This is a genomic window from Algibacter luteus (assembly GCF_900141715.1).
Taxonomy (GTDB): Bacteria; Bacteroidota; Bacteroidia; order Flavobacteriales; family Flavobacteriaceae; genus Arenitalea; species Arenitalea lutea.
Map to the genome: position 1 here is coordinate 1 of NZ_FQYK01000002.1, position 25,144 is coordinate 25,144.

At 30.1% G+C, this 25,144-nt stretch carries 24 protein-coding genes; 10 read left to right on the forward strand and 14 right to left on the reverse strand.

Annotation, left to right across the window (positions count from 1 at the left end; all coding sequences use genetic code 11):
* The 7 genes from BUA46_RS03535 to BUA46_RS03565 form a co-directional block, all read right to left on the reverse strand.
* A partial coding sequence (locus BUA46_RS03535; protein ID WP_178313104.1) for a MopE-related protein occupies positions 1-2,915 on the reverse strand: 2,915 nt, incomplete at its 3' end.
* A gap of 137 nt (positions 2,916-3,052) precedes the next feature.
* Entirely contained in the window at positions 3,053-3,889 is an 837-nt protein-coding gene (locus BUA46_RS03540) for a tetratricopeptide repeat protein (RefSeq protein WP_143148065.1), read from the reverse strand.
* Between the two features lie 287 nt (positions 3,890-4,176).
* Entirely contained in the window at positions 4,177-4,947 is a 771-nt protein-coding gene (locus BUA46_RS03545) for an SDR family oxidoreductase (protein WP_019388714.1), read from the reverse strand.
* 94 nt (positions 4,948-5,041) lie between these two features.
* The gene (locus BUA46_RS03550) at positions 5,042-6,337 is read right to left on the reverse strand and encodes an ATP-binding protein (protein ID WP_019388715.1); all 1,296 of its coding nucleotides are present in this window, start codon (positions 6,335-6,337) and stop codon (positions 5,042-5,044) included.
* A gap of 41 nt (positions 6,338-6,378) precedes the next feature.
* Positions 6,379-7,617 (reverse strand): glycosyltransferase family 2 protein, encoded by a 1,239-nt coding sequence (locus tag BUA46_RS03555; RefSeq protein ID WP_019388716.1) that lies wholly within the window; start codon positions 7,615-7,617, stop codon positions 6,379-6,381.
* A gap of 4 nt (positions 7,618-7,621) precedes the next feature.
* Positions 7,622-8,440 carry an SMP-30/gluconolactonase/LRE family protein gene (locus BUA46_RS03560; protein ID WP_019388717.1) on the reverse strand — a complete coding sequence of 273 codons (819 nt, stop codon included), beginning with the start codon at positions 8,438-8,440 and terminating at the stop codon, positions 7,622-7,624.
* A 7-nt stretch (positions 8,441-8,447) separates the two neighbouring features.
* Positions 8,448-9,194: an SDR family NAD(P)-dependent oxidoreductase gene (locus BUA46_RS03565; protein ID WP_026010150.1), complete on the reverse strand. Its 747-nt coding sequence runs from the start codon at positions 9,192-9,194 to the stop codon at positions 8,448-8,450.
* 513 nt (positions 9,195-9,707) lie between these two features.
* Between BUA46_RS03565 and BUA46_RS03570 the strand changes: the two genes are divergently transcribed.
* The 5 genes from BUA46_RS03570 (at position 9,708) to BUA46_RS03590 (ending at position 14,523) form a co-directional block, all read left to right on the forward strand.
* The gene (locus BUA46_RS03570) at positions 9,708-10,313 is read left to right on the forward strand and encodes a sugar transferase (RefSeq protein WP_019388719.1); all 606 of its coding nucleotides are present in this window, start codon (positions 9,708-9,710) and stop codon (positions 10,311-10,313) included.
* 295 nt (positions 10,314-10,608) lie between these two features.
* Positions 10,609-11,682: a peptidoglycan bridge formation glycyltransferase FemA/FemB family protein gene (locus BUA46_RS03575; RefSeq protein WP_019388720.1), complete on the forward strand. Its 1,074-nt coding sequence runs from the start codon at positions 10,609-10,611 to the stop codon at positions 11,680-11,682.
* Positions 11,683-11,706: 24 nt separating this feature from the next.
* A complete protein-coding gene (locus tag BUA46_RS03580) occupies positions 11,707-12,432 on the forward strand; it encodes a class I SAM-dependent methyltransferase (RefSeq protein ID WP_019388721.1) in 726 nt (241 codons plus the stop codon).
* Between the two features lie 32 nt (positions 12,433-12,464).
* Entirely contained in the window at positions 12,465-13,709 is a 1,245-nt protein-coding gene (locus tag BUA46_RS03585) for a GNAT family N-acetyltransferase (RefSeq protein ID WP_019388722.1), read from the forward strand.
* Between the two features lie 31 nt (positions 13,710-13,740).
* Positions 13,741-14,523 (forward strand): formyl transferase, encoded by a 783-nt coding sequence (locus BUA46_RS03590; protein ID WP_019388723.1) that lies wholly within the window; start codon positions 13,741-13,743, stop codon positions 14,521-14,523.
* Between the two features lie 19 nt (positions 14,524-14,542).
* Here the strand turns inward: BUA46_RS03590 and BUA46_RS03595 are convergent, their stop codons facing one another.
* The 3 genes from BUA46_RS03595 to BUA46_RS03605 are packed head-to-tail and all read right to left on the reverse strand — an operon-like array spanning position 14,543 to position 17,401.
* Complete coding sequence (locus BUA46_RS03595; protein WP_019388724.1) at positions 14,543-14,791, reverse strand: acyl carrier protein; 249 nt, start codon at positions 14,789-14,791, stop codon at positions 14,543-14,545.
* Positions 14,792-14,794: 3 nt separating this feature from the next.
* Positions 14,795-16,294 carry an AMP-binding protein gene (locus tag BUA46_RS03600; protein WP_019388725.1) on the reverse strand — a complete coding sequence of 500 codons (1,500 nt, stop codon included), beginning with the start codon at positions 16,292-16,294 and terminating at the stop codon, positions 14,795-14,797.
* Positions 16,295-16,303: 9 nt separating this feature from the next.
* A complete protein-coding gene (locus BUA46_RS03605; RefSeq protein ID WP_019388726.1) occupies positions 16,304-17,401 on the reverse strand; it encodes a hypothetical protein in 1,098 nt (365 codons plus the stop codon).
* A 351-nt stretch (positions 17,402-17,752) separates the two neighbouring features.
* On the opposite strand from BUA46_RS03605, the gene BUA46_RS03610 reads away from it, so the two are divergent.
* Entirely contained in the window at positions 17,753-18,358 is a 606-nt protein-coding gene (locus BUA46_RS03610) for a sugar transferase (RefSeq protein ID WP_035106636.1), read from the forward strand.
* Positions 18,348-19,385, forward strand: a complete 1,038-nt coding sequence (locus tag BUA46_RS03615) for an ATP-grasp domain-containing protein (protein WP_019388728.1) — start codon at positions 18,348-18,350, stop codon at positions 19,383-19,385. Before BUA46_RS03610 ends, BUA46_RS03615 begins: the two co-directional genes overlap by 11 nt.
* A gap of 109 nt (positions 19,386-19,494) precedes the next feature.
* On the opposite strand, the gene BUA46_RS03620 is transcribed toward BUA46_RS03615, so the two are convergent.
* Entirely contained in the window at positions 19,495-19,974 is a 480-nt protein-coding gene (locus BUA46_RS03620) for an Lrp/AsnC family transcriptional regulator (protein WP_019388729.1), read from the reverse strand.
* 70 nt (positions 19,975-20,044) lie between these two features.
* Positions 20,045-21,190 (reverse strand): M14 family zinc carboxypeptidase, encoded by a 1,146-nt coding sequence (locus BUA46_RS03625; RefSeq protein WP_019388730.1) that lies wholly within the window; start codon positions 21,188-21,190, stop codon positions 20,045-20,047.
* A 293-nt stretch (positions 21,191-21,483) separates the two neighbouring features.
* On the opposite strand from BUA46_RS03625, the gene BUA46_RS03630 reads away from it, so the two are divergent.
* Complete coding sequence (locus BUA46_RS03630) at positions 21,484-21,855, forward strand: helix-turn-helix domain-containing protein (RefSeq protein WP_019388731.1); 372 nt, start codon at positions 21,484-21,486, stop codon at positions 21,853-21,855.
* A gap of 37 nt (positions 21,856-21,892) precedes the next feature.
* Positions 21,893-22,276, forward strand: a complete 384-nt coding sequence (locus BUA46_RS03635; RefSeq protein WP_019388732.1) for a hypothetical protein — start codon at positions 21,893-21,895, stop codon at positions 22,274-22,276.
* Here the strand turns inward: BUA46_RS03635 and BUA46_RS03640 are convergent.
* A complete protein-coding gene (locus BUA46_RS03640) occupies positions 22,273-22,773 on the reverse strand; it encodes a hypothetical protein (RefSeq protein WP_019388733.1) in 501 nt (166 codons plus the stop codon). The genes BUA46_RS03635 and BUA46_RS03640 overlap by 4 nt on opposite strands.
* A gap of 12 nt (positions 22,774-22,785) precedes the next feature.
* Positions 22,786-23,547, reverse strand: coding sequence for an MBL fold metallo-hydrolase (locus tag BUA46_RS03645; protein WP_019388734.1), 762 nt, complete (start codon positions 23,545-23,547; stop codon positions 22,786-22,788).
* Between the two features lie 93 nt (positions 23,548-23,640).
* Between BUA46_RS03645 and BUA46_RS03650 the strand changes: the two genes are divergently transcribed.
* Positions 23,641-25,104: a hypothetical protein gene (locus tag BUA46_RS03650; RefSeq protein ID WP_019388735.1), complete on the forward strand. Its 1,464-nt coding sequence runs from the start codon at positions 23,641-23,643 to the stop codon at positions 25,102-25,104.
* Positions 25,105-25,144: the final 40 nt, after the last annotated feature.

Here is a 25,144-nt window from a genome sequence, read left to right on the forward strand (position 1 = left end):
ACTATTTCTATTGCTCCTGGATTAATTGCTGCGTCCTCATCGTTACAATCATCATTAGTTAAACCAAACCCAACTCCTGGATCCGAGCAAAATAGAGTGCCAGCATCCGCAACATCACCATAACTATCACCATCTGCATCAGCATAATACGTTGTAAAAGTAATGTCATTATCTATAACCGCATCACAATCATTATCCTTACCATCACAAAGTTCTGGTGCTCCAGGATATACGGTGTTATCCGTGTCATCACAATCGGTACCATTACTAGAGTTATCTCCTCCTGACCAATTATCCATAGCATAACCTTCAACCATTATGCCTGGGTTTCCAGAAGTATTTGCGCCAGAAGGATTATTAATGGAGTGTGCCAAAGTACCATTTATAAAAACCTTGTAAGTCGTTCCAATAACTTCTCCTCGAATTACATCACCTTCTACTACAGGATAAGTAATAAGACCTTTACCAGTTCTTGTACCATTATTCACAACTAACAATTGTATATAACTGCCACTACACTGCCAGACTACACTCGATGTTGCATCACATCTAAGTGCTACACCAGACCAAGATACCCCTCCTCCGGAAAAAGTAGCTTCTGCCCATTGGTCGTCATCAAAAGTTCCATTACGGTAAGCTATAGCAAAGATTCCTTCACCTTTCTTAACTGTATTTGAAACTATTCCAGCAACGCCCCCACCAAATCCTATAGAATGTGTCCAGTCTGAACCTAAATCATTAGAATCTGCTCTATTAAAATTATCCGTAAAAAGATTGCCTGCACCGTTATTAAAACCATCACCGTCTAAATCATCATCCAATGTTAATGGATTACAATCGTCATCGATTCCATTGTATGGTACCTCCGTATTTCCTGGATAAACTAAAGGATTATTATCATCACAATCTGTATCGGAGTTTACTCCATCACCATCGGCATCTTCCGTGTCTAAAGTTAATGGATCACAGTCGTTATCAATACCATCGTATAAGACTTCGGTGTTGCCTGGATATGCTAATGGTTCGTTATCATCACAATCTGTATCGGAGTTCACACCATCACCATCGGCATCTTCTGTGTCTAAAGTTGCTGGGTTACAGTCATTATCAATCCCATCGTAAAGCACTTCGGTGTTTCCTGGGTAAGCTAAAGGCTCGAAATCATCACAATCACCTTGATTCTCTGTCCAGCCATCTCCATCATCATCGCTAGTTGGAGAACTATCTGAAGTCGCTGGATTACAATCATCATCAATATTATTACCTATAATTTCTGTTGCGCCTGGATTAACATTCCCATCCGTATCATCACAATCCGGAGTTGTAGGAGCTGAAGTTGTATATCCGCCAGGATTTTCACAAGCTATAATAGAGTTAACACTTCCGAAGAATGTATCACCATCACTGTCAACACCAATGTACCAAGTTTGACCAGGGAATTCATCAGCATCATTATCGTCACAATCAGTATTATCTGCTACATAGCCCACAGGTTGTGTTACAGCTTCTTGAGTAACAGAAGCATTTCCAAAATTATCACCATCAAAATCTTGATACCAAGTTTGAGAAACACTAGCCTTTTCAATAGTAAAAAAATCCCTAATATTTCCATTATAATCTAAAAATTTATGTGTAAGATTATCCCCATCAACTTCAAGAACACCAGACCCATAATAGGATTCAGAATAATACATGGCATTATGGTCTAAAGGTAAACCACTTATTATTTGTGATGCGGTAGAATTTACCACATATACGGTCCCTTTTCCAGCGTTAGGACCTGATGTTGGTTTACTATAGGCACCATCTGGGTTTGCTCCAGTTGTTTGTCCACTTCCACCACCATTAGCTCCCATTGTATGAGTTGATGAATCAAATGAAGCTGATTCTCCATAATGTCCACTAATAAAATAGGATCTCTCATAGGACTCAGTGTGACCTCCAATCACTAAATCTACTCCAAGAGACTCCATTAATGGGTTAAAGTTCTGTCTCATCTCTATTAATTCGATTTCAGCAGGGTTGCCTTTTTGATCAAAACCTTCGGATGGATGGTATCCCTTTGAGTAGGGCGGGTGATGCCAAATTGCTACAATCCATTTTTGTGTGGTGTTCAAAAGATCATTTTGAGCCCAATTGTACATTGTACTCCCAACCGACCTATCTTCATCAAAAGAATTCAAGACTATAAAATGTATATTTCCGTAATCAAAAGAATAATAGGATTCGGTATTTGATTGAAGTCCACCAGATTCTCCTAGAGTAGGAAAAGTGAAGATATCATAATATGGTCCTGTTTGAGTACCAAAGGGTACAGAATTACCTTCTAGATTACCTAAACAAGACCATCCGATAGTATTTTTAAGCTTCGAATCAAACATATCAAAATAATATTTTTGATAATCAACTTCAGAGTTCTTATACCCAGCGTTGTCTCCAGTTACTATCATGGCATCCGTAACATTGTTTCCAATATAAGAATAATATGCATCTCTAACGTCTACAGCTCTAGCTTTACCAAGGCCGCCATTACCAATATGTCCTAAAATCCAAAATGTGTAAGGGTCTGAGGCTCCAATCAGAGGATGCGTTTTAAAGTAAATATCTGAATTGCCACTTAATAATGACCCTCCAGTTCCAATTCTATAATAATATATTGTGCCAGGAGATAATCCAGTAATTTCTAATTCGTGATCAGTTTTTGGAGTGGATTCACTAAAGGTCGAACCATAACTAGTATTTGTACCATATTCTATTACCGAAGAAGTATTAGTATCCGTTCTCCATTTAACAACTACACTAGAAGTTGTCCCTTTTTGTAGATAAGGACCTCTAATTATTGTTTGGCTGAATACTGATATATTCAACAATATAGAACCACATAAAAGTATTAGCAATTTGTAATTTTCTTTCATTTCCCTTTGAAATTATATTGTTTTAAAATATTTTCTTTGACAACAATTCATGAATAAACATGCTCATAGAATAAAAGATTTCAATTCTAAAAGTTTGTATTCACTATTGTTATCAGCAATTCTTAGGGATAATTATGCTAATAATTTGTATTCTTTAATCTTTTATCTATGTGTTCAAGTTCAGAATAAAATTCCCTCATAAACTTAGAATTTTTAATTCTTAGAGGTAATTTTAAATAATGCTTTTTAGCGTTATTTAAAGATAATTCAGCTTCTAAATAGTTTTTATCAAAAAGATGTATTTCAGAGAGTTTTAAGTAAGCTCTTTCCTTTCTTGGACTAAATTCTATTACTTTTTTTTGATATTCAATAGCAAAAATATATTCCTCTTGATCAATAGCATTTGAAATAAGTGTCTGATAAATAACAATATTATCACCTAAATCCATAATACCTTTAATCAACATTTGTTTCGATTTTTGGATTCCAGTTTCGGTTCTTAAAGCATACCAAGCCTCTGATGCTTCGATATAATTTTCCGGTAAGGTTTTTCTTGAATTTGCGATAACTTTTTCAAAGGCTCTGGCCGATTTTTCGAATTCGCTTTTAGCAAAATATATTTTACCGACTAATTGTAATCCCTTTAAATGATTGGGCTGAATCTTTAAAAATTTTCTAACATGCTTTAAGCTTAAGTTAAACTTATTTAACTTGAAATAATTTCGAGCATATAAAAAGTATTGTTCATTATTATCAAAACCCAATCTATCCGATTTTTTAAGATCATCAATACTTTTTTTAAATTCGTTATGCTGATAATAAAGTTGACTGCGTTTATAATACAATAATGCACTATCTGGAGTTTTCTTAATTTCTTCTGATATAACAGATATCCGCTTATCCAAATCACCATGTGCATGGATACTGAACATTGAAGCAACTAGAAACACTATGAAAAATACTTTTTTGAACAAAACCCCTTTTTTTCTAATATAAATTTAGAAATATTATTGGTTAATACACATTTAATTTACATTAAAAATTTAGATTTTAGACGAATTACATAAATTAACTTTTATCTACATATTGTACTAAAAATGAGCATTGTAAAATCTAAAGTGTAAGTTATTATTTTCATAGTTTAAGATGATTTTTTGCTTAATTCTTTTGGTATCGAATTTTATTTAGGCTTCGATTTATTAAACATTATTCAACATCTTATTTATGTTAACATTGAGATAGAAAATGAACTCAAGTTGACTTATCTCCCCAAATACCCACCGTCAACCGGAATTATCGTTCCGGTAATATAATCACTAGCAGGTGATGCCAAAAATACTGTTAAACCTTTGAGGTCCTCACCTGTTCCCCATCTTTTCATTGGTACTCGAATAAACACTTCTTCAGTTCTTTTCTTATCATTAATTAAGGCTGTATTTAATTGCGTATCCATATATCCTGGTGCAATTCCGTTAACACAAATGCCTTTTGCCGCCCAATCATTAGACAACGCTTTAGTTAATTGGGCAACACCTCCTTTGGAAGCTGCATAAGCTGGAATTGTAATACCTCCTAAAAAACTCATTAACGAAGCTATATTAATAATTTTACCCCCTCCATTTTTCAACATGGTATTACCAGCATATTTACAATAATAAAAAGTGGCGTCTAAATTTATTGAAATAACCTTACTCCACTCCTCTTCTGGAAATTCTTCACTTGGGTAGCGTCTTTGAATTCCTGCAGAATTTATCAAAATATCAACCGTTCCTCCTAAAATATCCAAGGCTGCTTTGTATGATTCTTTAATTTGTTCAATTTGGCTCACATCTGCTTTTAAAGGGCTTACATCAAGTCCTTTTTTATTTAAATCTTTGCACATGTCAAATACGCGATCATCATAATCAATAACAACGGTTTGTGCTCCCGCTTCAGAAATAGCTTCTACCATAGCTATTCCAAGATCGCCAGCGCCTCCAACAACGATGGCTTTCTTACCCGTTAATTTAAACTGTTCTAAAATATTTTGCATTATATAGGTTTTTAATTATCAATCCTTTAACTTGTTTTTTTACAATAAAAGGATTCATTTCATTATTATTAATTTCATTTGTAATTAGAGGATTCTACTCGTAATTAAAAGTATAGTCGTCCGTATTCCAAGGCTTCAACCATTCAATAACCATGTCATTTCCATTAGGGTCAGTTATTTTTAAAATATTCTGAATATATTCAATAGTTTGGTTTATTTCAAAAATTGAATCGCCCGCTGTATATATTCTATATAAAACTTGTCGTTCTGTTCCTAAAAATTCTTCTTTAACCGTATCACCTTGTTTAAAACGCTCAACAACAAAATGCACATTTTTGTGAGCTTTCATTTCCTCTAAGCCTTCAATCGATTCAATTTTTCCACTTTTTAATAGTACCCATATTGAACAAGCAATTTTACCATTCAACATGTAGTCGTTTTTTTCTGAGAAATCTTCTTCTCCAAAAACACCAGTTAAAGCAAAGTTTATAAGCATTTTTCTATGATCAAAACCATTGATATGAGCTAGGTGAATATGTGGTGCTTCTCCCTGCAATCTAAAACCTGGGTCGTAACTATAAAATACATTGTCTTCTACAAAAAACTGTACATTTAGTACCCCAGTTTGAACATCTAAGTCTTTAAACATTGCGCACAATTTTGGATGTACCTCCTTTATAAATAGATCTGTATAAGTTGAGGGATATACCGTTCCAATTGCAATTGGACTTGAATTCCCTTGTAATCTTGTTAAATACCTATCGTAAGTTGCAGATAAATATGGAATACCATCTTTAAAAGTGTAATAAACAGCCATATCATCACAATGGCTATCCATATACTTCTCAACCATAACTACCCCTTTTTTTGAGTATTTAAATACGTTTTTAACAGTTGAAATATAATCATCTTCATCCCTACATATTTTCATACCAACACCTCCACCACTATCTACTGGTTTCACCATCATAGGTAGTTTTATATTTTCAGGTACTTTTACTTCCATATCTTTTGTTAAAAATATTCCTGGAATATCTTGTACCTTATGCTTAGCACAATATTTCTTGTAGCCGTCTTTACTGCAAAACGCTTCAATAGTTTTTTCATTGGCATAACAAGGAAAACTTAATTTTTCACAGATTTCTCGGTATGGTTTTACTAAAATATCTGCAACACCAACTAATACGCCATCTACGTTTCTATCTTTTGCTACTTTTACAATGCCATCAATATCAAAACCATCAATATCATATGTTTCCGATGCTCTTTTCTTCGCAGGTGTATTCGGTACTGGATCTATAACAATAGTATAAATTCCCATAGAATTAGCAATGTCTACTAATACAGCGGTTTCGGGATTTCCGCCTAATATTATAAGTTTTTTATTCATTTTACTTAAGTTAAATAAAGTTATTACTACCTAAATTTTAGTTATTCACTAGTTTCAACATATTTAAAATCTTCATTGAAACCTAAATAACTCAATAGGTTAGTTATATCTTCTTCGTTTGTATTTACTTTTACTATTTTCTTTTTATCTATTCCCATTAACCCTAACTCTGTTTTTATAGACGCATAAGTTGTTGGATTAATTGTTGCGATTATTAAATAATCGAACTCGGTGTTTGATATTGAACTTATAGGTTTAACGGAATTGCTTCCTATATTTAAATCATGATAATCAACATCAATCCATTTTATAACATGGAAAAAACTGGCTTTTACATTTGTTGATAGGATGTGTTGACCAAAAGAACCTGAACTATAGATTACAACTTTCGACCCTTTGTTTACCTTTAAAAATGGATTAAAATATACCGAACCTGCTATATCTTGAATTAATCCTCCAGATCTAACTAATATTTGAGAGTAGAGATAATACTTTATTTGTTTATTTAGATTATCTTCATCAAGTACATGCTCTAATTTTAATTTTAAAAAATTCATTAATAAACCTAATCTATAATACTCAGTTTTTGGGTTTTCGATTGATTTTACTATAGAATCATGCCTTTGCCTGTAATAATATAGCGGTATTCTACTAATAACAAGACTTTTTGACAACCCTAAATAAGCATAGGTTATTGCCGCATCTTCTCCCATGATAATTTCGTTGGGAACATCAAATAAAACTTGATTTAGCAATTCTCTTTTAAAGAGTTTATTCCAAACATAGGTTGATACACCATGTTCACAAAATTCACCGTTGTAAATGGCATTAGGGATTATTGAAGTTCTTAATTCTTCTTCATTATAAATGCCTGTATTTTTTGGTTTAATAGTTTCAATTTTTCCATCAAATTCTCTAAAATGACCAGTAACAACTAAATCAGATTCGTTGGCTTCCGCTAACTTAAACATGGTATCTAGATAAAATTTATCTACCCAGTCATCTCCATCAACGTAGGCAATATATTTTCCTTGGGCTTCTTTTAATCCTGCTTTTCTTGCGCTTAATAATCCGCCATTTTTTTTATGAATAACATGGATTCTAGAATCTTTTTTAGCATAATCATCACAAATTTTCGGGCAATTATCAGGGCTTCCATCATCAACTAAAATCAATTCAAAATTTAAAAAAGATTGATCTAGTAGACTTTCAATGCATTCGGGTAAGTACTTTTCAATTCGAAAAATTGGAACAATGACGCTAATATCTACCGTATTCATAAATTTAAATTTTATTTAATTCTATATAATATAACCCTCCGCCGTATTTATCGTTTGGTTGATCATCTTTAGCCGTTGTGACATATAAATTTGACTTATTATCAAAACAACATGAAGTAACATTTGTGCAAGGTAGATTTATTTTTTCAAGCAATTCTCCGCTATTGGGATTCCATTTTGATACACAACCGCCACCCCATTCAGCAATCCATAGCATGCTATCTTTACCCATACACATACCATCGGGACTTCCTTTTTCTTTAAATTCTATAACATGCGATTGAAACTCTACTTCACCTGTTTTTAAATTATAAGAATATTTAGCAACCTTATTTGTAGGTGTATCGATAAAATATAGTGTTTTGCCATCATGCGAAAATGCCAAACCATTTGAGATTGTTGTATTTTCAATTATAGTTTTACACTCTCCTTTAAAATACGAGTAAACATTACCTATATTATTTTTAACCTCTGGGTACCCCATAGTCCCTATGATAAATCTTCCCACAGGATCTATTATTCCATCATTATATCTTACGGAATCTTTAATATCCAATTGAAAAACGAAATGCTTTTTTAATGTGTTAAAATCTATTTCAAAAAAACCATCTTTAGAAGATACAATTATTTTTTTTCTTTCTTTAAAAAACACACAGCTAACTGGCGAATCTAATTTTACACTCAAAATTTCTTTGGTTGAAGGATTATAACAGTAAACCAAACAATCTAATATTGAAACAAAATATAGTAAGTTATTGTCTAAATCAAAAACAGGTCCTTCTAAGAGTTCTGAATTGGAATGAAAAATTAAATTTGGATTCATAAAATCATTAAATATATTCGCCTCCTGTTATTCGCATTAATGAGCCGGTCGTCATCGCAGAATCATCTGAAATAAAATGCATTACAGCTGGAACTGGGTCAAATCTATTCAACATGCGTCCCATCGGTAAAGCTTCTGCTGCTTCACGTTTTAATTCCTCTTCACTTATTCCTTCTTGTTCTCGTAATTTAAGTTCACCTTCTGTATTAGTCCAACCCATAACTACATAATTTGAGCGAATACCGTGTTGTGCATAATGATGCGCAATATGAGTAGACAACGTATATAAAGTGCTTTTAGTAAGCGCGTAGGCTGCTCTATCCTTCATACCGTAATCCATATGAGCAGATCCGAAAAATATAATAGAACCTGAATTATGCTCCATCATAGATTTTAATACATGTTTCAATAAAAAATATGGTGCCTTAAGATTTACGTTAAAAACACTATCAAAAGTATCCTCGTCTGTATCAACAATAGAAGCTATGGGTGTAATGCCTGAATACAATACTAGTGCATCAATTTTTTTGAATCGCTTAATGGTTTCTTTATAAAAATTCTCTATTTCGTCAATAGTATTTAAATCTATTTTATGAAAATAAAGTTTGTTTTCTGCCTGTAAAGAGTCTATAATTTTATTGCCCTCAGCAAGGTTTCTTCCGCAAAACGAAACATTATAACCTTTTTTTACGCAAGTCTTAAGTATTTCATTTCCTACTCCTTTAGTTCCTCCTAAAATCATTACTGTTTTCATCGCAATTATATTTATAAAGCATTAAACAAGCCATCATTCAAATCTAATTTATTTATACCTAGTATGTATGATTATTCTTTATAATGAAATAAAAATCGTTTAAATGGCAAACAATATAATTTTAAGTTCATACATTAAAGATTATATCGCTTTTCTATATAAATAAACAGTTGAAAAAAACGCTAATTTATTGCTTTAAACATTTAAGCCGAAACTTTGATTATATTTTAATTACTAACTAAAAGGACTATTATCGCTTATTAAAAAATGAATAAATCCTTAATCTGCTCCGATTAATTATTTACAATATAATTCTTGCAAATATATATGAACTAATAGTTTTAGCGGATAGGAAAGTAAACTTTAAAACTATATTTTTTTAGATATAGCCTAAACCCCTTTTAAAATATCAATTAATTACCTTTTAAATGAAAATTTATATTTTTAAACGATAATATTTAGTATTGCAATACTGAAAATGTACATTTGCTTCAATAAAGATTAAAAATTAAAATGTATAAAAATTTCATTAAAAGAATATTTGATATTATTGCATCATTAATTGGATTAATAATTTTATCTCCGCTAATCATACTTTTAATTATAGTTTTAACTATAAGTTTTAATGGCACGCCATTTTTTTTACATCCAAGACCAGGAAAGCATGGTGTAATTTTTAAGGTAATAAAATTTAAATCTATGAATGATAAAAAAGATGAGCATGGAGTTTTATTACCACATAATATGAGGGTTACTAAGACTGGAGATTTTATACGAAAGTTTTCTCTTGATGAATTGCCACAGCTTATTAATGTGTTAAAAGGCGATATGAGTTTGATTGGTCCTAGACCATTAGAAGTGAGATATTTGCCACTTTATAACGAATTTCAAAAACAAAGACATAATGTTAAGCCAGGTATTTCAGGATGGGCACAGGTGAATGGTCGAAATACGGTTTCTTGGGATGAGAAATTTGAAATGGATGTTTGGTATGTTAATAACATTTCATTTATAACCGACTTAAGAATTATACTTTTAACTATCAAAAAAGTACTTTTGAGAAAAGATATTAATGCCAGTGAAACCTTAAATATGGCTCCTTTTTTAGGCAATAATTAGTAATTTAAATGTGATTATTTTTTAAAAATTTAGGTAATTATTAAATAATCAAATGACAATCAATAATTGAATAAAGTATAGATATATTATATAAACTAAATTTTAACAGACAATCTGACTATTTTAAAAAATAATCAGATACATTTATAGCAAATCCCTCAAGAATTAAAATTAAGAGAATATTGATATTTACTCTTAAAACATTAAATTATATAAGATATTCATAGATAATAATAGTTTCTATTAGAATTGTTTTATTTACTAATGAATTAATAATTAATAGCAGATTAGTTTAGTGAAAATTGAAATTATAACCCAAAAACAAGAATGGGATGATTTTTTGAAGAGTGTAAATAATTATGATTTCTATCATACTTATGATTATCACCATATTTCAAAATCGAAATTTGATTCTCCTGTATTGATTAAATACACGAATAAAGATACGTACATTGGACTTCCTTTATTAATTAGGAAAATACCAAACTCTGAATATTTTGATGCCGTCTCTGTTTACGGCTACTCAGGACATATTGGAAGTAAATTACCTGATAATTTTGACACTACACATTACGAGGAAGTTTTACTTGATTTTTTTAAAACAAAAAAAATTGTGAGCGTTTTTATGAGATTGAACCCTTATATAAAATTTCAAAACATACTTTTTTCAAATTTAGGCGAATCTACGGCCTCAGAAACAACAACAGAATTTGGGGAATTGACATATTTGGGGAAAATTGTAAATATAAATTTATCACTACCCTTAGAAGAACAAAGAAAAAAATACAGTAGACGATTAAAAACTCATATTAATAAATCTAATAAGCTTTTAACCATTAAGGTTGCTGAAACTAAAGAAGAAATAGAGGCTTTTAAAGCTTTATATTATAATAACATGAAACGAATTAATGCTAAAAAACACTATTTCTTCAGCGACGAATATTTCAATAAACTCATTTCGACACAAGATTTTAAAACCGAAATCTTACTTGCTATCGAGAATAGCACCAGCAAAATAATCGCTGCAGGTATGTTTATAAAAACTAAAAAAATGGTACAGTATCACCTTGCTGGAGCTAATGAAGACTATTTAGATTTAAATCCTATAAAGTTTATTATTGATAAAATGAGAATCAAAGCAACTGAAGAAGGCTATAAAAATTTTAACTTAGGTGGTGGTTTAGGTGCGAATGAAAATGATTCGCTATTTAGATTTAAGTCACTATTTTCAGATGAATACCATCCATTTTTTGTGTGGAAACTCGTTGCTAACAATAGAGTTTACTATGAACTTTGTAAAAAGAACGAGGTCAATTATATGTCTTCATCTTTTTTTCCATTATATAGATATAAAGAACATCATAGTTAATATGTTGAATTAAATTTTTCTCTCTTGCGCCCAAATTTAAATAAAGATCTATATTCAAGTAAATTATTAAAAACTTGGTCTGAAAACTACGGTTTACTCCCTATCGAAAAATATTTTATAAAAAAGTATCTAGTAAATAAAGCGGCTAAAGTTATTGAAGCTGGTACTGGAGGTGGCAGAATAATTTTTGAAATCGAAAAAATGGGATATAAAGATTTATATGCCTTTGATTATGTTGACAAAATGATAGCCATCTGTAATGAAAAGAAATTTCATTCTAATTCTTCAATTCAATTTAACACAGCAGATGCAACAAACTTGGATGTTTATGAGGATAATCAATTTGATTACTTAGTTTATTTACAGCAAATTCTTTGTTTTTTAGATAAAGACACATTGCATTTAGGATTAAAAGAAGCACATAGAATTGGTAATGCAAATGCAGTTTATCTTTTTTCATTTTTAAATTGGAATTCTAAATGGTATAATCCTATACTAAGTGCTATTGTGAATTTTTCAAGGGTATTCAAAAATAATAAAGTTTCAAAAAACGAATTACCTTGGTTAAAAATAAACAATAAGTTTAATTGGCGATTCTTAAACAAAAACCAACCACTTAACTTATGGTTAAAAGAAAAAGAGATCGTGGAAATTCTTGAAAACAATGGTTTCTCTATAATCGAAATTAAAGCAAAAGTTAATGGTGATAATAAGGTTGGCCACATCCATATAGCGTGTAAGAAAACATAAAATTGAATTAATAAAGGTATTTTTAGCTGATAATGAATACAAAAAATAGCCCCTTCGCGAATAATTCTTTTCAATCAATTTGGAGTAAACATTTTATTCCAAATTCCAATATTCAAGCTTTCAAGTTTATTAAAGGAATCGCATTTTATAAACACAATTGGCTTCCCAATTATTTTAATGTCGGAAAAAATTTAACAAAAGGTAATAATTATTCATTAAACAATACTTCAGATTTCAAAAATAAAACCCTAATTATTTATGATGTTTTACCTCATTTAATGGATGAAATTACAGTTCCTAAAAACTTAGGTGTTTTAAAATCTTTACAGTATTCTGGCTTTTTAATCAATTTAGACCAATTTAAAAACATTGACGATTATCTATTAAAAACTTTTAGTAAAAATACGAGGATGAAACTTCGCAAGTTTAGTAATCGTTTAGAGCGTTGTTTCAATCTTTCATATAAAATGTTTTTAGGCGAAATAGACAAAACTGAATACAACCAATTGTTTGATGATTTCATAAAACTGTTGAAAAAAAGGTATTCAGACAAGCAAATTACTTATAATAATATGCTGCCTAATGAATGGAATTTTTATAAAGAAGTTGCTTATCCATTAATTTTAGAGAAGAAGGCTTCACTATTTGTAATCTACGACAATAACAAACCCATTGCTATTACATACAATTATCACACAGAAGATACTGTAATTGATGCTATTACTGTATTTGACATCGATTATTCAAAATTCAATCTTGGTTATGTTAACAATTTAAAATTGCTAGATTGGTGTTTTGAAAACAACATAAAAACATTAGATTTTTCAAAAGGATATTTTGATTATAAAAAAAGAATGTGTACAAAAGAATACGATTTTGAATATCATATAATTTATGATAAAACATCTTTAATTTCTAGTTTTAATGCACACTTGCATTATAAATTCTTTGAATTTAAGGCTTATTTAAGGAATAAAGGAATCAATTCGAGATTCCATAAACTTACTTATGTTTTTAAAAACGGAAAAAATTCAAAATCGAAAAAAAAGATTCAAATTAGTAAACTTGAAGAACTTCCTAGTCTGGACGAATTAATGTTAATTGAAATTCAAAATGATTTTAATTATAATTTTATAAAGAAAGATATCAATGACTTTCTTTATCTTGTAATTGAACCCCAAAATAAAATTGAAATCTATAAGTTCAAAAATCAAAATAATGTATATATTTTATCATGTAACTCTACATTTCAGCAAATAAAAATAGAATCGACTTAATTAACCTAAAACCAATATAGACGTACTTTTTATGAATAAAAAAATCATTATGCTTGTTGGCGATTGGAACTATCCCAAGATGGTTTATCAAAGTTTGGAGTCTGAATTTAATGTGGATAAAATAATTGTTGACAACGGAATAAGCACTTCAAAATTAATTAAACGAAGAATTAAAAAGTTAGGATTCATTCGGGTATTAGGACAATTATTATTTAGAGTTGTGGCGGTCTCATATATAAATGCTACTTCCAAAAAAAGAATTCAAGAAATACTAATTAAAAACAATATTAAAGAGGTAGATTTTGATCGAGAAAAAACCGTTGAAATCGCATCAATAAACTCCGATGAAGGACGCCAACTTCTAAAAAAATTAAATCCTGATATTGTTGTAATTGTAACAACCAGAATACTATCAAAAAAAACCTTAGAATGTGTTAATGCCAAATTTATTAACATTCATGCTGGTATAACTCCGCTATATAGAGGGCTGCATGGCGCATATTGGGCTTTAATTAATAATGATAAAGATAATTGTGGTGTTACTGTGCATTTAGTAGATGAAGGCATCGATACAGGAAATATATTGTATCAAGAAAACATAACAGATAGTATTACTCATAAGGATAATTTTATGACTTATACATTTCTACAATTAGCAAAAGCTTTACCATTACTAAAGAAATCTATTCGAGATATTCAATTAAAAAGTCTTAAAACTAAAGTTAATACCAAAGAGCAAATTAGTAATGACTTATACTACCACCCTACACTTTGGTTTTATTTATATAACAGATGGGTTCATGGAATAAAATAAAATTCCAAGTTTTAATATATTATTGATTTTCAATTTCCTTTTGAACTGTATTAAGCAAATCTCCCACATTTTCCATAGACATTAAGTCCATGAGTTTGAATTTGATATTGAAAGACTTTTCAATATCAGTCATAATAAGCATATGTGTTATAGACTCCCATCCATCTACATCCTCAGCTGTTGTAGTATTATTTAGCTCAAAATTATTATGCTCGAGCACTCTAACAAAAGACTTCTTTATTTTTGATAATAATTCTTCCTTATTCATTTTTTAATTTACTATTAGGTTCCTTAAGGTATTTCTATCAATTTTACCATTATTGTTATGTGGTAAACTATCAATAAAAAATACTTTTTTAGGTATCATATATTCTACTAGATTGAGTTTTAAATAGTCTAATAAATTATCGGTGTTAAATTTAGGACTTTCTATAACAAGAACAAGTTCTTCGCTATTATTTGAATTCTTTACATCTATAACAAGACTATTTTTAGATTTTGTTGATTCATGCTTTCTTACATGATATTCAATCTCTCCCAATTCAACACGATAACCTCCTATTTTTACTTGAAAATCTTTTCTTCCAACATACATATAATAACCATCATGATCTCGAATACATAAGTCACCAGTTTTATAAAATCGTTTTTCAGCACCCTTGTTAACTTTATGCATAAAAAATGCACTTGAATTTAAAGCATCATTTTTCCAATATCCAGCTGTTAATTGTTCTCCTGATAAGCACAACTCACCTTCAATATTATCACTTACTATATTGTTTTCAGAATCTAATAAGACACTTTCAACTTTATTAAATGGTTTTCCTATTGATAACACTCCTTTATGCGATTTCAGAGCTTCCAGTTCTAATTTATAATAATGGCTACACACTGTAAACTCTGTTGGTCCATAATGGTTTAATAACGTTGCATTAGGAACACATGCCCTCCATTCCTCTACCACATCTATATACAACTTTTCTCCACCAAATATTGAATAGCGAACGCAAGGAGCATGAATCTCAGCAAAATATGGTCTTAAGTAATAAATAATGGATGGCACCATTTTTAACACTGTCAATTTATGCGTTAATAATAGCTTTGAGATGTAGAAATATTTTATTGCACTAGAAGGAACTGTGTACAAACAGGCGCCAGCTAATAACGCTGGTAAAATTGCAGTTAATGATGCATCAAATGTTAAATCATACATTTGGAGGCATCTGTCATCGGCATTTAATTTGTATTCTTCGTCTTCGTCTAATGCTGTTACTAATGCATTTAAATTTTTAAAACTTATAGGAATTCCTTTAGGAACACCTGTACTGCCGCTAGTAAATAATACATAGGCATTATTTTTTTTATTAAATTTTATAGGTTCAAAAGGAGCACTTTTAAATTTATTATAAAAACTTGTATTTAAAACTTTAAAATCAGAATAGTCTGAGATTTCAGTTGAATCCAATACATGTTTTACATCAATTAATTTCAAAATTTCTACATTCCTAATTTTTGAAGCGTTAGGATTTATAGGAATATATGCTTTCCCTTCCATCCATAATGCGAATATAGATGCATATGTTTCTAAATCATTGTTAGTAACCAGACCAATGTGTTTTTCAGATGTATTTATATTCGAAACAATTTTATCTCGGATTTGAGAAATACTATTGAGTACATCTTGATACGTAAAAAAAACATCATTTATACAAAATGCATTCTTTTTGCGATGTTTTAGAAATGAATTGTGTAAACTATATAACAAATTCATACGCGTTTTTTAGATAAAGTTTCCATCTTGATCGTGAACCAAAGCTTCATTTAAATCAACTGATACATCGTTATGTTTTAATGAAATTAATTTTTTAACATCGGCATAAACTTTTGCGTATTTATTGATTATTTGTTCTCCTACCTTTTTGTTTTCACTTTGAAACACGATACATTTACTTCTTGCAATGTTTTCAATAAGGATTTTTAAACTATCATTAAAATAATCTTCCGAAGTATTAAAATACCTAAGTGTAAACCTATTACCCGATACTAACCCAGAAATAAATCCAACAATTTGATCATCTTTTTTAATAACCAGATTTACATTATATATTTTATTAGAAATACTTTCTAAAAGGCATTTATATTTAATTTTGTCTTTATCTTTTTTAATTTGGAGATATTGATTATTATCTATTTGCCAATTTATATAGTCTAAACTTTTAGGTACAATATCGTTTTCAGTATGCTTTTCAATAAATTTCCAAGTCTCATTATCAATACAATCCACACTTTCATAACTAATACCTTTACTTCTTTTCGAACTTTTACTTTTGTTTATTAAAGCAATGACTTTAGCAGATAATTCATCAATAAGTTTCAGGATTGGAGTAAACGTTTTTAAGCTATTTTTTTTCGAGATTAAAAGTTGATGATCTACACTAAAAAGTATGATATAACGCTTTCTAACTGAAAACTTTGTAAAAGGTTGCTTTTCATAATATGCACTTGTATTATCGCCTAAAAAGCGCACAACCACTTGATTATTACATGCGCTTAAAGACATGTTTTTTACATAAGCTGGTAATACTGAACCTTGATACTTCTCTAAAATCCACCATTTCTGGCTCCAATATATTTTTAACCAGTTTCCATCTTCGCCCTTTATAAAATCTGGCATAAGATATACAAACGCTATAATCGTATGATTTTCATAGCCTAATATAGCTAGAACATCTTGGTCTTCTGCTCTATTATTATCTAATAACCAATTGGCCTTATTTAATGAAAATGGCGCTTCGTAAGAATCATTCCAAAATTTATTAGCCACTACTGCTTCTTTCAAGCTTTGTTTCGTTAAGGTGATTACCTCTAAATTTTCCATCTAAAAATAAAATGAGTTAAATTCAAGTGTAAATTTAGATTATTAAAAATATTTTTAACTTAAAATTCAACATAGATTTGTGATAAGAATTCAATTTTGGTGTCTGAATTTGTTTAAAAAAGTAATTACATAACAGAACATATTGTGGCTTTTTTTCGATTTTTAAAAATAAAGAAAATAATAATTCTTTTTCGAAATTATAATATTGTAAATATATTTGCTAAAACACCGATGTGATAAAGTAACCAATCAAATATTTTAACCACCCAATTATTAAAAATTCTTTATTACACGCTTATTTTGAATATAAATAATAAAAATCATAAATCAACTAATGCTTCTTATTTAGTAATGAAAAGATTTTTAGATCTTATATTATCATGCATTGGGTTATTTTTTTTGATGCCTATATTCTTAATTGTTTTTCTTAGCCTTTTAATAATAAATAACGGTAAACCTTTTTTTCTGCAAGAACGCCCTGGTAAAAACGAACATATTTTTAAGATTATTAAATTTAAATCTATGAGCGACAAAAAGGATGAAAATGGAAAATTATTACCTAATGAACAACGGGTAACGAAATTTGGAAATTTCATAAGGAAATACTCATTGGATGAAATTCCTCAGTTATTTAATATAATTAAAGGAGATATGAGTTTAGTTGGACCTAGACCTTTAAGAGTTCATTATTTGCCGTATTATTCAAAAAAAGAATCTATTCGTCATAATGTAAGACCTGGAATTACTGGACTAGCACAGGTTTCTGGTAGAAATTCATTAAGCTGGAACGAAAAACTTGCACTTGATATTGAATATGTTGAAACCATGTCTTTCACAAAAGACCTCATAATTTTAATAAAAACAGTAAAAAAAGTATTAATTTCCAACAATATTGAACTCGATCCAGAAATGCCCGATTTGGATATTGAAAGAAAAACAGATTTACATGAAGTATAATATACTCTTTACATGTGCTGGAAGACGTAATTATCTAATTAATTATTTCAAAAAAGCATTGGATGGAAATGGTATTGTGATCGCTACGGATAATCTATTAAACGCCCCAGCACTTATTGAAGCCGATATTGCTTATAAAGTTTCAGACGTTTACGATGCTGATTATATACGCCAATTAAAAGAAATAATAATTAACCACCATGTTAAAGCAGTTATCTCTTTAAATGATTTTGAGCTACCAATATTAGCTAAACACAAAGCTGAATTAGAAAGTTTTGGGACTAAAATTATCGTTTCTAACGAAAAGGTAATTGACATCGCTTTTGATAAATGGAAAACATATCAATACCTCAAAGAAAATAACGTAAATACACCTGCGACTTTTAAAAGTTTAAACGAAGCTAAAAAAGCCATTGAAATGGGAGAATTAAAATTCCCAGTTGTAATCAAACCTCGCTTAGGAAGTGGCTCTAAAGGCATTTTATACCCAGAAACAATAGAAGAGCTAGAACTAGCTCATAGGCTTTTAGAAATTAATCTTGAAAGATCAAGTCATAAAAAAGATAGTAGTCAAGCGATTGAAATTGATATTTTGATTCAAGAAAAGCTCGACGGAAAAGAGTACGGTTTAGATATAATAAACAATTTTGAAGGTGAATATTTTGCCACCTTTACAAAAGAAAAAATTTATATGCGTGCTGGTGAAACTGACAAAGCACGATCAATTATTCATGAAGATTTTAACGTATTAGGAAAACAAATTGGAATTCTTCTTAAACACATTGGTAGTATTGACGTTGACGTAATCCTACAAAATAATAAATTATATATAATAGAGATTAACCCGAGGTTTGGAGGTGGTTACCCATTTTCACACGAAGCCGGAGCAGATATTGCATCGGTTTACATAGATTGGTTAAAAGGTTTTAACAATACCCAAGTTATGAAACATATTAATTACATTGAGAATATAACTTTTAGTAAATGTGATATGTTGCTCAAGGTATTTGATAAGAATAATATTTAACTAGAGTACTATCCCCTATTTTAAATAGAATTAAAAGAAAGAAAGTATATAAATAAATAAAAAGCCCTTAAAATAAGGGCTTTTTTAACTATATATGTTCAATTGTAATTTACATATCATTAAAAATAGAATGCATCAAACGTTTTTTATCGTTAATGCTTTCTTCAAGAGAAATCATAGTTTCTGTCCTATAAACCCCATCGATATCATCCAGTAAAAATATAACCTCTTTAGCATGCTCTGTACTTCTTGCACGAATTTTACAGAAAATATTAAATTTCCCAGTAGTTATGTGAGCTACAGTTACATATGGTATTTCATTTATGCGCTCTAATACAAATTTTGTTTGAGAGGTATTATTTAAATATACACCAACATAAGCAATAAAAGAATATCCTAGCTTCTTATAATCTAACATCAAAGACGAACCTTTAATAATTCCTCCTTCTTCCATTTTTTTAACACGTACATGAACTGTACCTGCCGATATTAATAACTTTTTTGCAATATCTGTAAACGGAATTCTTGTGTTATCTATTAACATGTCAAGAATTTGATGATCGATTTCGTCTAATTTTATTTTTCCCATAATAAAGTATTCTTAAATATTCGACAAAATTAATACATTTTCACTAAAATTAAGGCACATATTGTATATTTTATTTCGATAATAGCAATATTTTTTCATTATTCAATATTACGCAAACGTTTTCGTAGTCAATTTTCAATAATTCACCATTTGCATCTAACACCGCGTATCCATTAGCTTCAATCTCTCTGTGTCCGAAAAAATTATCTAATTTTTCAATTTTGACAATTTTTGGTAAAAATTCTACTTTATTATGATTTAGTACTTCTTGAAATTGTATTCCAACATCAACGACCTTATCATCTACCAAAGCATTTCTGATAATCACATCTAAAAAGCATTTATCATTTTCAGGAATTTTTAAATACAACTCGAAATTATCACCAGTTACATTATGGTTAGCGATATAGTTTAATGAGGTTATATATGAAGTATAGATAAGCTCTCTAGTAATTTCGCGTGCATAATCATCTTTATAATGTCCAGCTTCAAAAAGTATGGTTGGTACGTTTTTACTTTGAAAAGTATCGCCAACACAATTGATATTAAAAGCATCATCATAAACACCAACCTGATTAGGTATTAATTCTTGCAATGCTTTATTCATAACCCCAATTACCTCCATAGCTTTTTTTCGATTTGGTGTTATGGTGCAAGCTTCATCTTGTGCTGGAGATAAAAAAGACACTGTCGCCACATGATTTGTTGTTCCTGCACTAAAAATAGTACGTTGCCCGTGTAAATTATAACAAAAATCTGGTTTAAAAGAATTGAAAATATTTTGTAAAACAACACTTTCTGGCTGCGATAAATCTTGTGCGTCTCTATTCAAATCTACTTCATTTGCATTTATACGTGTATATGCAAGTGCGCCATCTGGGTTTAATATTGGAATTATATAAAGCATACATTTTTCTATAATAGATTCAAGTCCTGAAGTTCGATCTGAAAAGCTATTAAAAAGATCAAATAATGCTTTTGTCGTTGTAGATTCATTTCCATGCATTTGCGACCACATTAAAATTCTTGTTTTTCCACTACCAATTTTAACTCCGTAAATGGGATGATTTAAAACCGATTTTCCATTGATTTCTACTTGAAAAATATCAGGCAATTTTTCTAATAGCGGTTCAATGTGTGCATTGGTAATATAACGATGCGATAAACTCTTTTCTTTATGTTTTTCAAACAAGCTTTTAATGTCTTCTAATTGCATAGTAATAAATTAACAGAACAAATGTAAACATTTACTAATTTACATTTGTAAACATTAATTTTAAGGCATTTGTTTACAGATATCTACAAAACACGCAGAGAATCGGCTGCAAAATTTATATATTTTTATTGTTATTTATTATACTGTAATTAATGAATTATTTTTCAGCATTTTAAACTATTTTATATAAAGTATTATTTTAATAAACTAAGAGTGCAAAGTACAATATATTCTTGTTTTTAAAGTTATATTGTTACATTTGTAACTCAATTTAATATAATTTCATATTTACATTGATAAACACCGAAGATTTCATAAAAAGATTACAAAAAATCATTAATCACTACGGTGAATCTGCATCTTCTTTTGCTGAAAAAATAGGTGTGCAACGATCCAGTATTTCACACATTTTATCAGGAAGAAATAAACCGAGTTTGGATTTTATTTTGAAAATATTATCACACTACCCTGAAGTAGATTTATATTGGCTTTTTAATGGAAAAGGCAGCTTCCCTTCCAATATTGAAATTAAAGAACTAAAAGAAACAGATACACCGCCTGTGCGAACAGAAGTTAATTTGAATTCTGAAATTGATAAAAACAAATCCATTGAGCGAATTGTTATTTTTTATTCTGACGGAAGTTTTAAAAACTTTGAGAATTAATAATAGACTTTAGTAATTTTGCAATTAAAATAACTTTATGCGATATCTATATCTTTTAAGTTTATTGAGTTTTTTTAGTTGTTACGAGGCTTCTAGAAACTGCAATGACTATAAAACTGGTACATTTCGGTTTGACTACGTAGTGAATAACGAGCCAAAAACAGGCACATTCACGAGAACGGATGAATACAGTATTAATTTTTACGACGGAAAGACAGATAGCTCGAAAGTAAAATGGATAAATGATTGTGAGTTTGTACTTTATAAAATAAGCCCAAAGTCTATTTCTGAGAAAGACCCAATTCACATGAAAATTCTAACAACAACTGATAGTTCTTATACGTTTGAATACTCAAAAGCCTCTTTTAATCAAGGCGAAAACAAACGAAAAGAAAAAGGTGTTGCTATAAAAATAGACTAATCAAAAGGGTATAAAAAGGACTCTACAAGATTGAATTTTAAACTTTTATCGTTAGTGATCTCATAAGTTAAAAGAATTTCACCCCAAAATTCACCATCCGAAAAATCGGCAATAATCCATTTATGATTAAGCATTTTTACCGTATTAATAAGCATTTTTCTGCCTTCACTAGAGCCATAAGGAATTAACGGATGCTCACCTTTCACTTCGTTCAACTTATAAAGTTCATCTTTAATAAAGGGAATTAGTTCATCTATTTTATATCCGTCGTCTTCAAAATAACTAATAGCATCTTCATTTCTATACAAATTAAAATGAGACACTTCCAAAATTTCATCTTTCAACGCTGTAATAGAATCATTATAAGTCTCAACTTGAGATTTACTGCTATCTAACTTTTTGTTTAAATCTTCAATAATACGTTTAGCGCTTACATACTGAAATAATACGAGAAGTGCTGTAAACACAAACAAATACATAAAAATTCTTTGCTTCATTGTAATAATTTATTAAACTGTTATTTTAAGGCCATCATAAGCCAAAAACACGTGTTCTGGCAATGATTCTTCAACTTCTTTATGGAACCCTAGCAAATGGCTTATATGCGTTAAATAGGCCGTTTCTGGATTCACTTTTTCAATAAACTCTAAGGCTTCTTCCAGATTAAAATGTGATTGATGTGGCTTAATGCGCAACGCATTAATGACCAGAACTTTTACATTTTTAATTTTTTCAATTTCCTTATCAGAAACTGTTTTCATATCTGTTAAATACGCAAAATCATTAAACTTAAATCCAAATACCTGCAAATTAAAATGCTTTCCCTTAATTGGAACAACCTCTAAATTTTTCAGTTTAAACGGTTTGTTTTTAATTCTATGTGTTATGACTTCCGGTGCTCCTGGATATCTATTTTCTTTTGCAAAAAAATAATCAAACCGTCTTTTTATAGATTTTAAAACGCGCTTGTGTGCGTACAGCGGAATGTTCCCTTGCCTGAAATAAAACGGCCTAATATCATCTAAACCCAAAACATGATCGGAATGTTCATGCGTAAACACAATGCCGTCAATTCTTTTTACACCTGCCCTAAGCATCTGGTAACGGAAATCTGGTCCACAATCAACAACATACGTAAAAGCGTCCCATTCTACTAAAACTGAAACCCTTAAACGTTTATCTTTTGGGTCGTTACTCAAACAAACTGGATGATCACTTCCTATAATTGGAATACCTTGAGATGTACCTGTACCGAGAAAAGTTATTTTCAAAAATCTAATGTTTACACAAAAATAAGTTTATTTTTTTTGTTTGCTTCACATATTTGGTACCTTTGTGAAACAAGACGTAACCTATTATACACTATGGAGATTACCATTAAAGGGGATAAAGAATTTGATGACATCCCATCGCTAAAATCAAAAGCACTTCGTATAAATTTAAATGAAAACATTTACGGAACCTTTGCTGAAATAGGTGCTGGTCAAGAAACTTGTCGTCATTTTTTTAGAGCTGGAGGCGCCTCTGGAACCATAGCTAAAGCTATGTCTGCATACGATAAAGATTTTAGTGATGCGATTTACGGTGCTGAAGCTGATGGTAGATATGTTACTGAAGCGCGTTTAAGAAAAATGCTCATCCATGAGATGGACTTGATGGAAAACAGGCTTACTCGCGAAAAAAATCCCAACAAAATATTCTTTACATATGCCAATACGGTTGCAACTATCGATTTTGCTAAACAATTTAAAGGCCATGGTTGGGTAGGAATAAAATATCAAGTGGAAGCTGGTGCTGATTATAATGAAATCATTCTTCATATTCGTTTTAAAGAAACCGACGCTAGATTGCAACAAGAAACACTAGGTATTTTAGGTACAAACTTAATTTACGGGGCGTTTTACAAGTATAACGAACCAAAAAAACTACTTCGTTATTTATATGACCATTTAGATAAAGATCAAATAGAAATTGATACGATTAATTTCTCGGGTCCGGTATTTAAAAACATTGATAACCGTTTGATGAGTTTGCAGTTGGTTAAAAACGGAATGACCGATGCCGTAATGTTTGGTCCAGACGGTACAAACGTATTACCTGCAAGGATATTTTATAAGAAAAATATATTAGCGCTTCGTGGTAGTTTCAGACCAGTTACCAAAGTAAACATGGAAATGTATGAGAAATCATATCAAATGTTTATCAAAGAAAATAAGGTTGATGAAAAGAAAACTGTCGTTGTTTTTGAGATTACACTGTCCAACTTAAGAGCTGAAGGTGAAATTGATGAACAAGATTTTATTGATCGTGCAGACTTACTATGTTCTTTAGGGCAATCGGTAATGATATCTAACTTTCAAGAATATTTTAAAGTTGTTGAATATTTCTCAAATTACACCAAAGCCAGAATGGGATTAGCCATGGGCGTTAGTAATTTAGTTGATATTTTTGATGAGAAATATTACCGCCATTTAAGTGGTGGAATACTGGAGGCTTTTGGAAAATTATTCTTTAAAGACCTGAAAGTTTACCTATACCCAATGCTAGATCCAAAAACTGGAGAATTAATTACTAGTGAAAACCTAAAGGTTTATCCGCGTATGAAAGAATTATATAAATTCTTTAAATACAACGGTAAAGTTATAGATATTACGGATTATGACGAAAGTATCATGAATATATTTTCTAGAGAAATATTACGCTTAATTACCCAAGGTGAAACAGGTTGGGAAGATATGGTACCTGACGGAACAGCTGAATTAATAAAAGATTATAGATTGTTTGGCTACACCAGAAAACCACTTACTTTAAGCAGAAAGCGAAAATAATTTAAAATTAATGCTCACAAAAAAAGCCGATTGTAAGTCA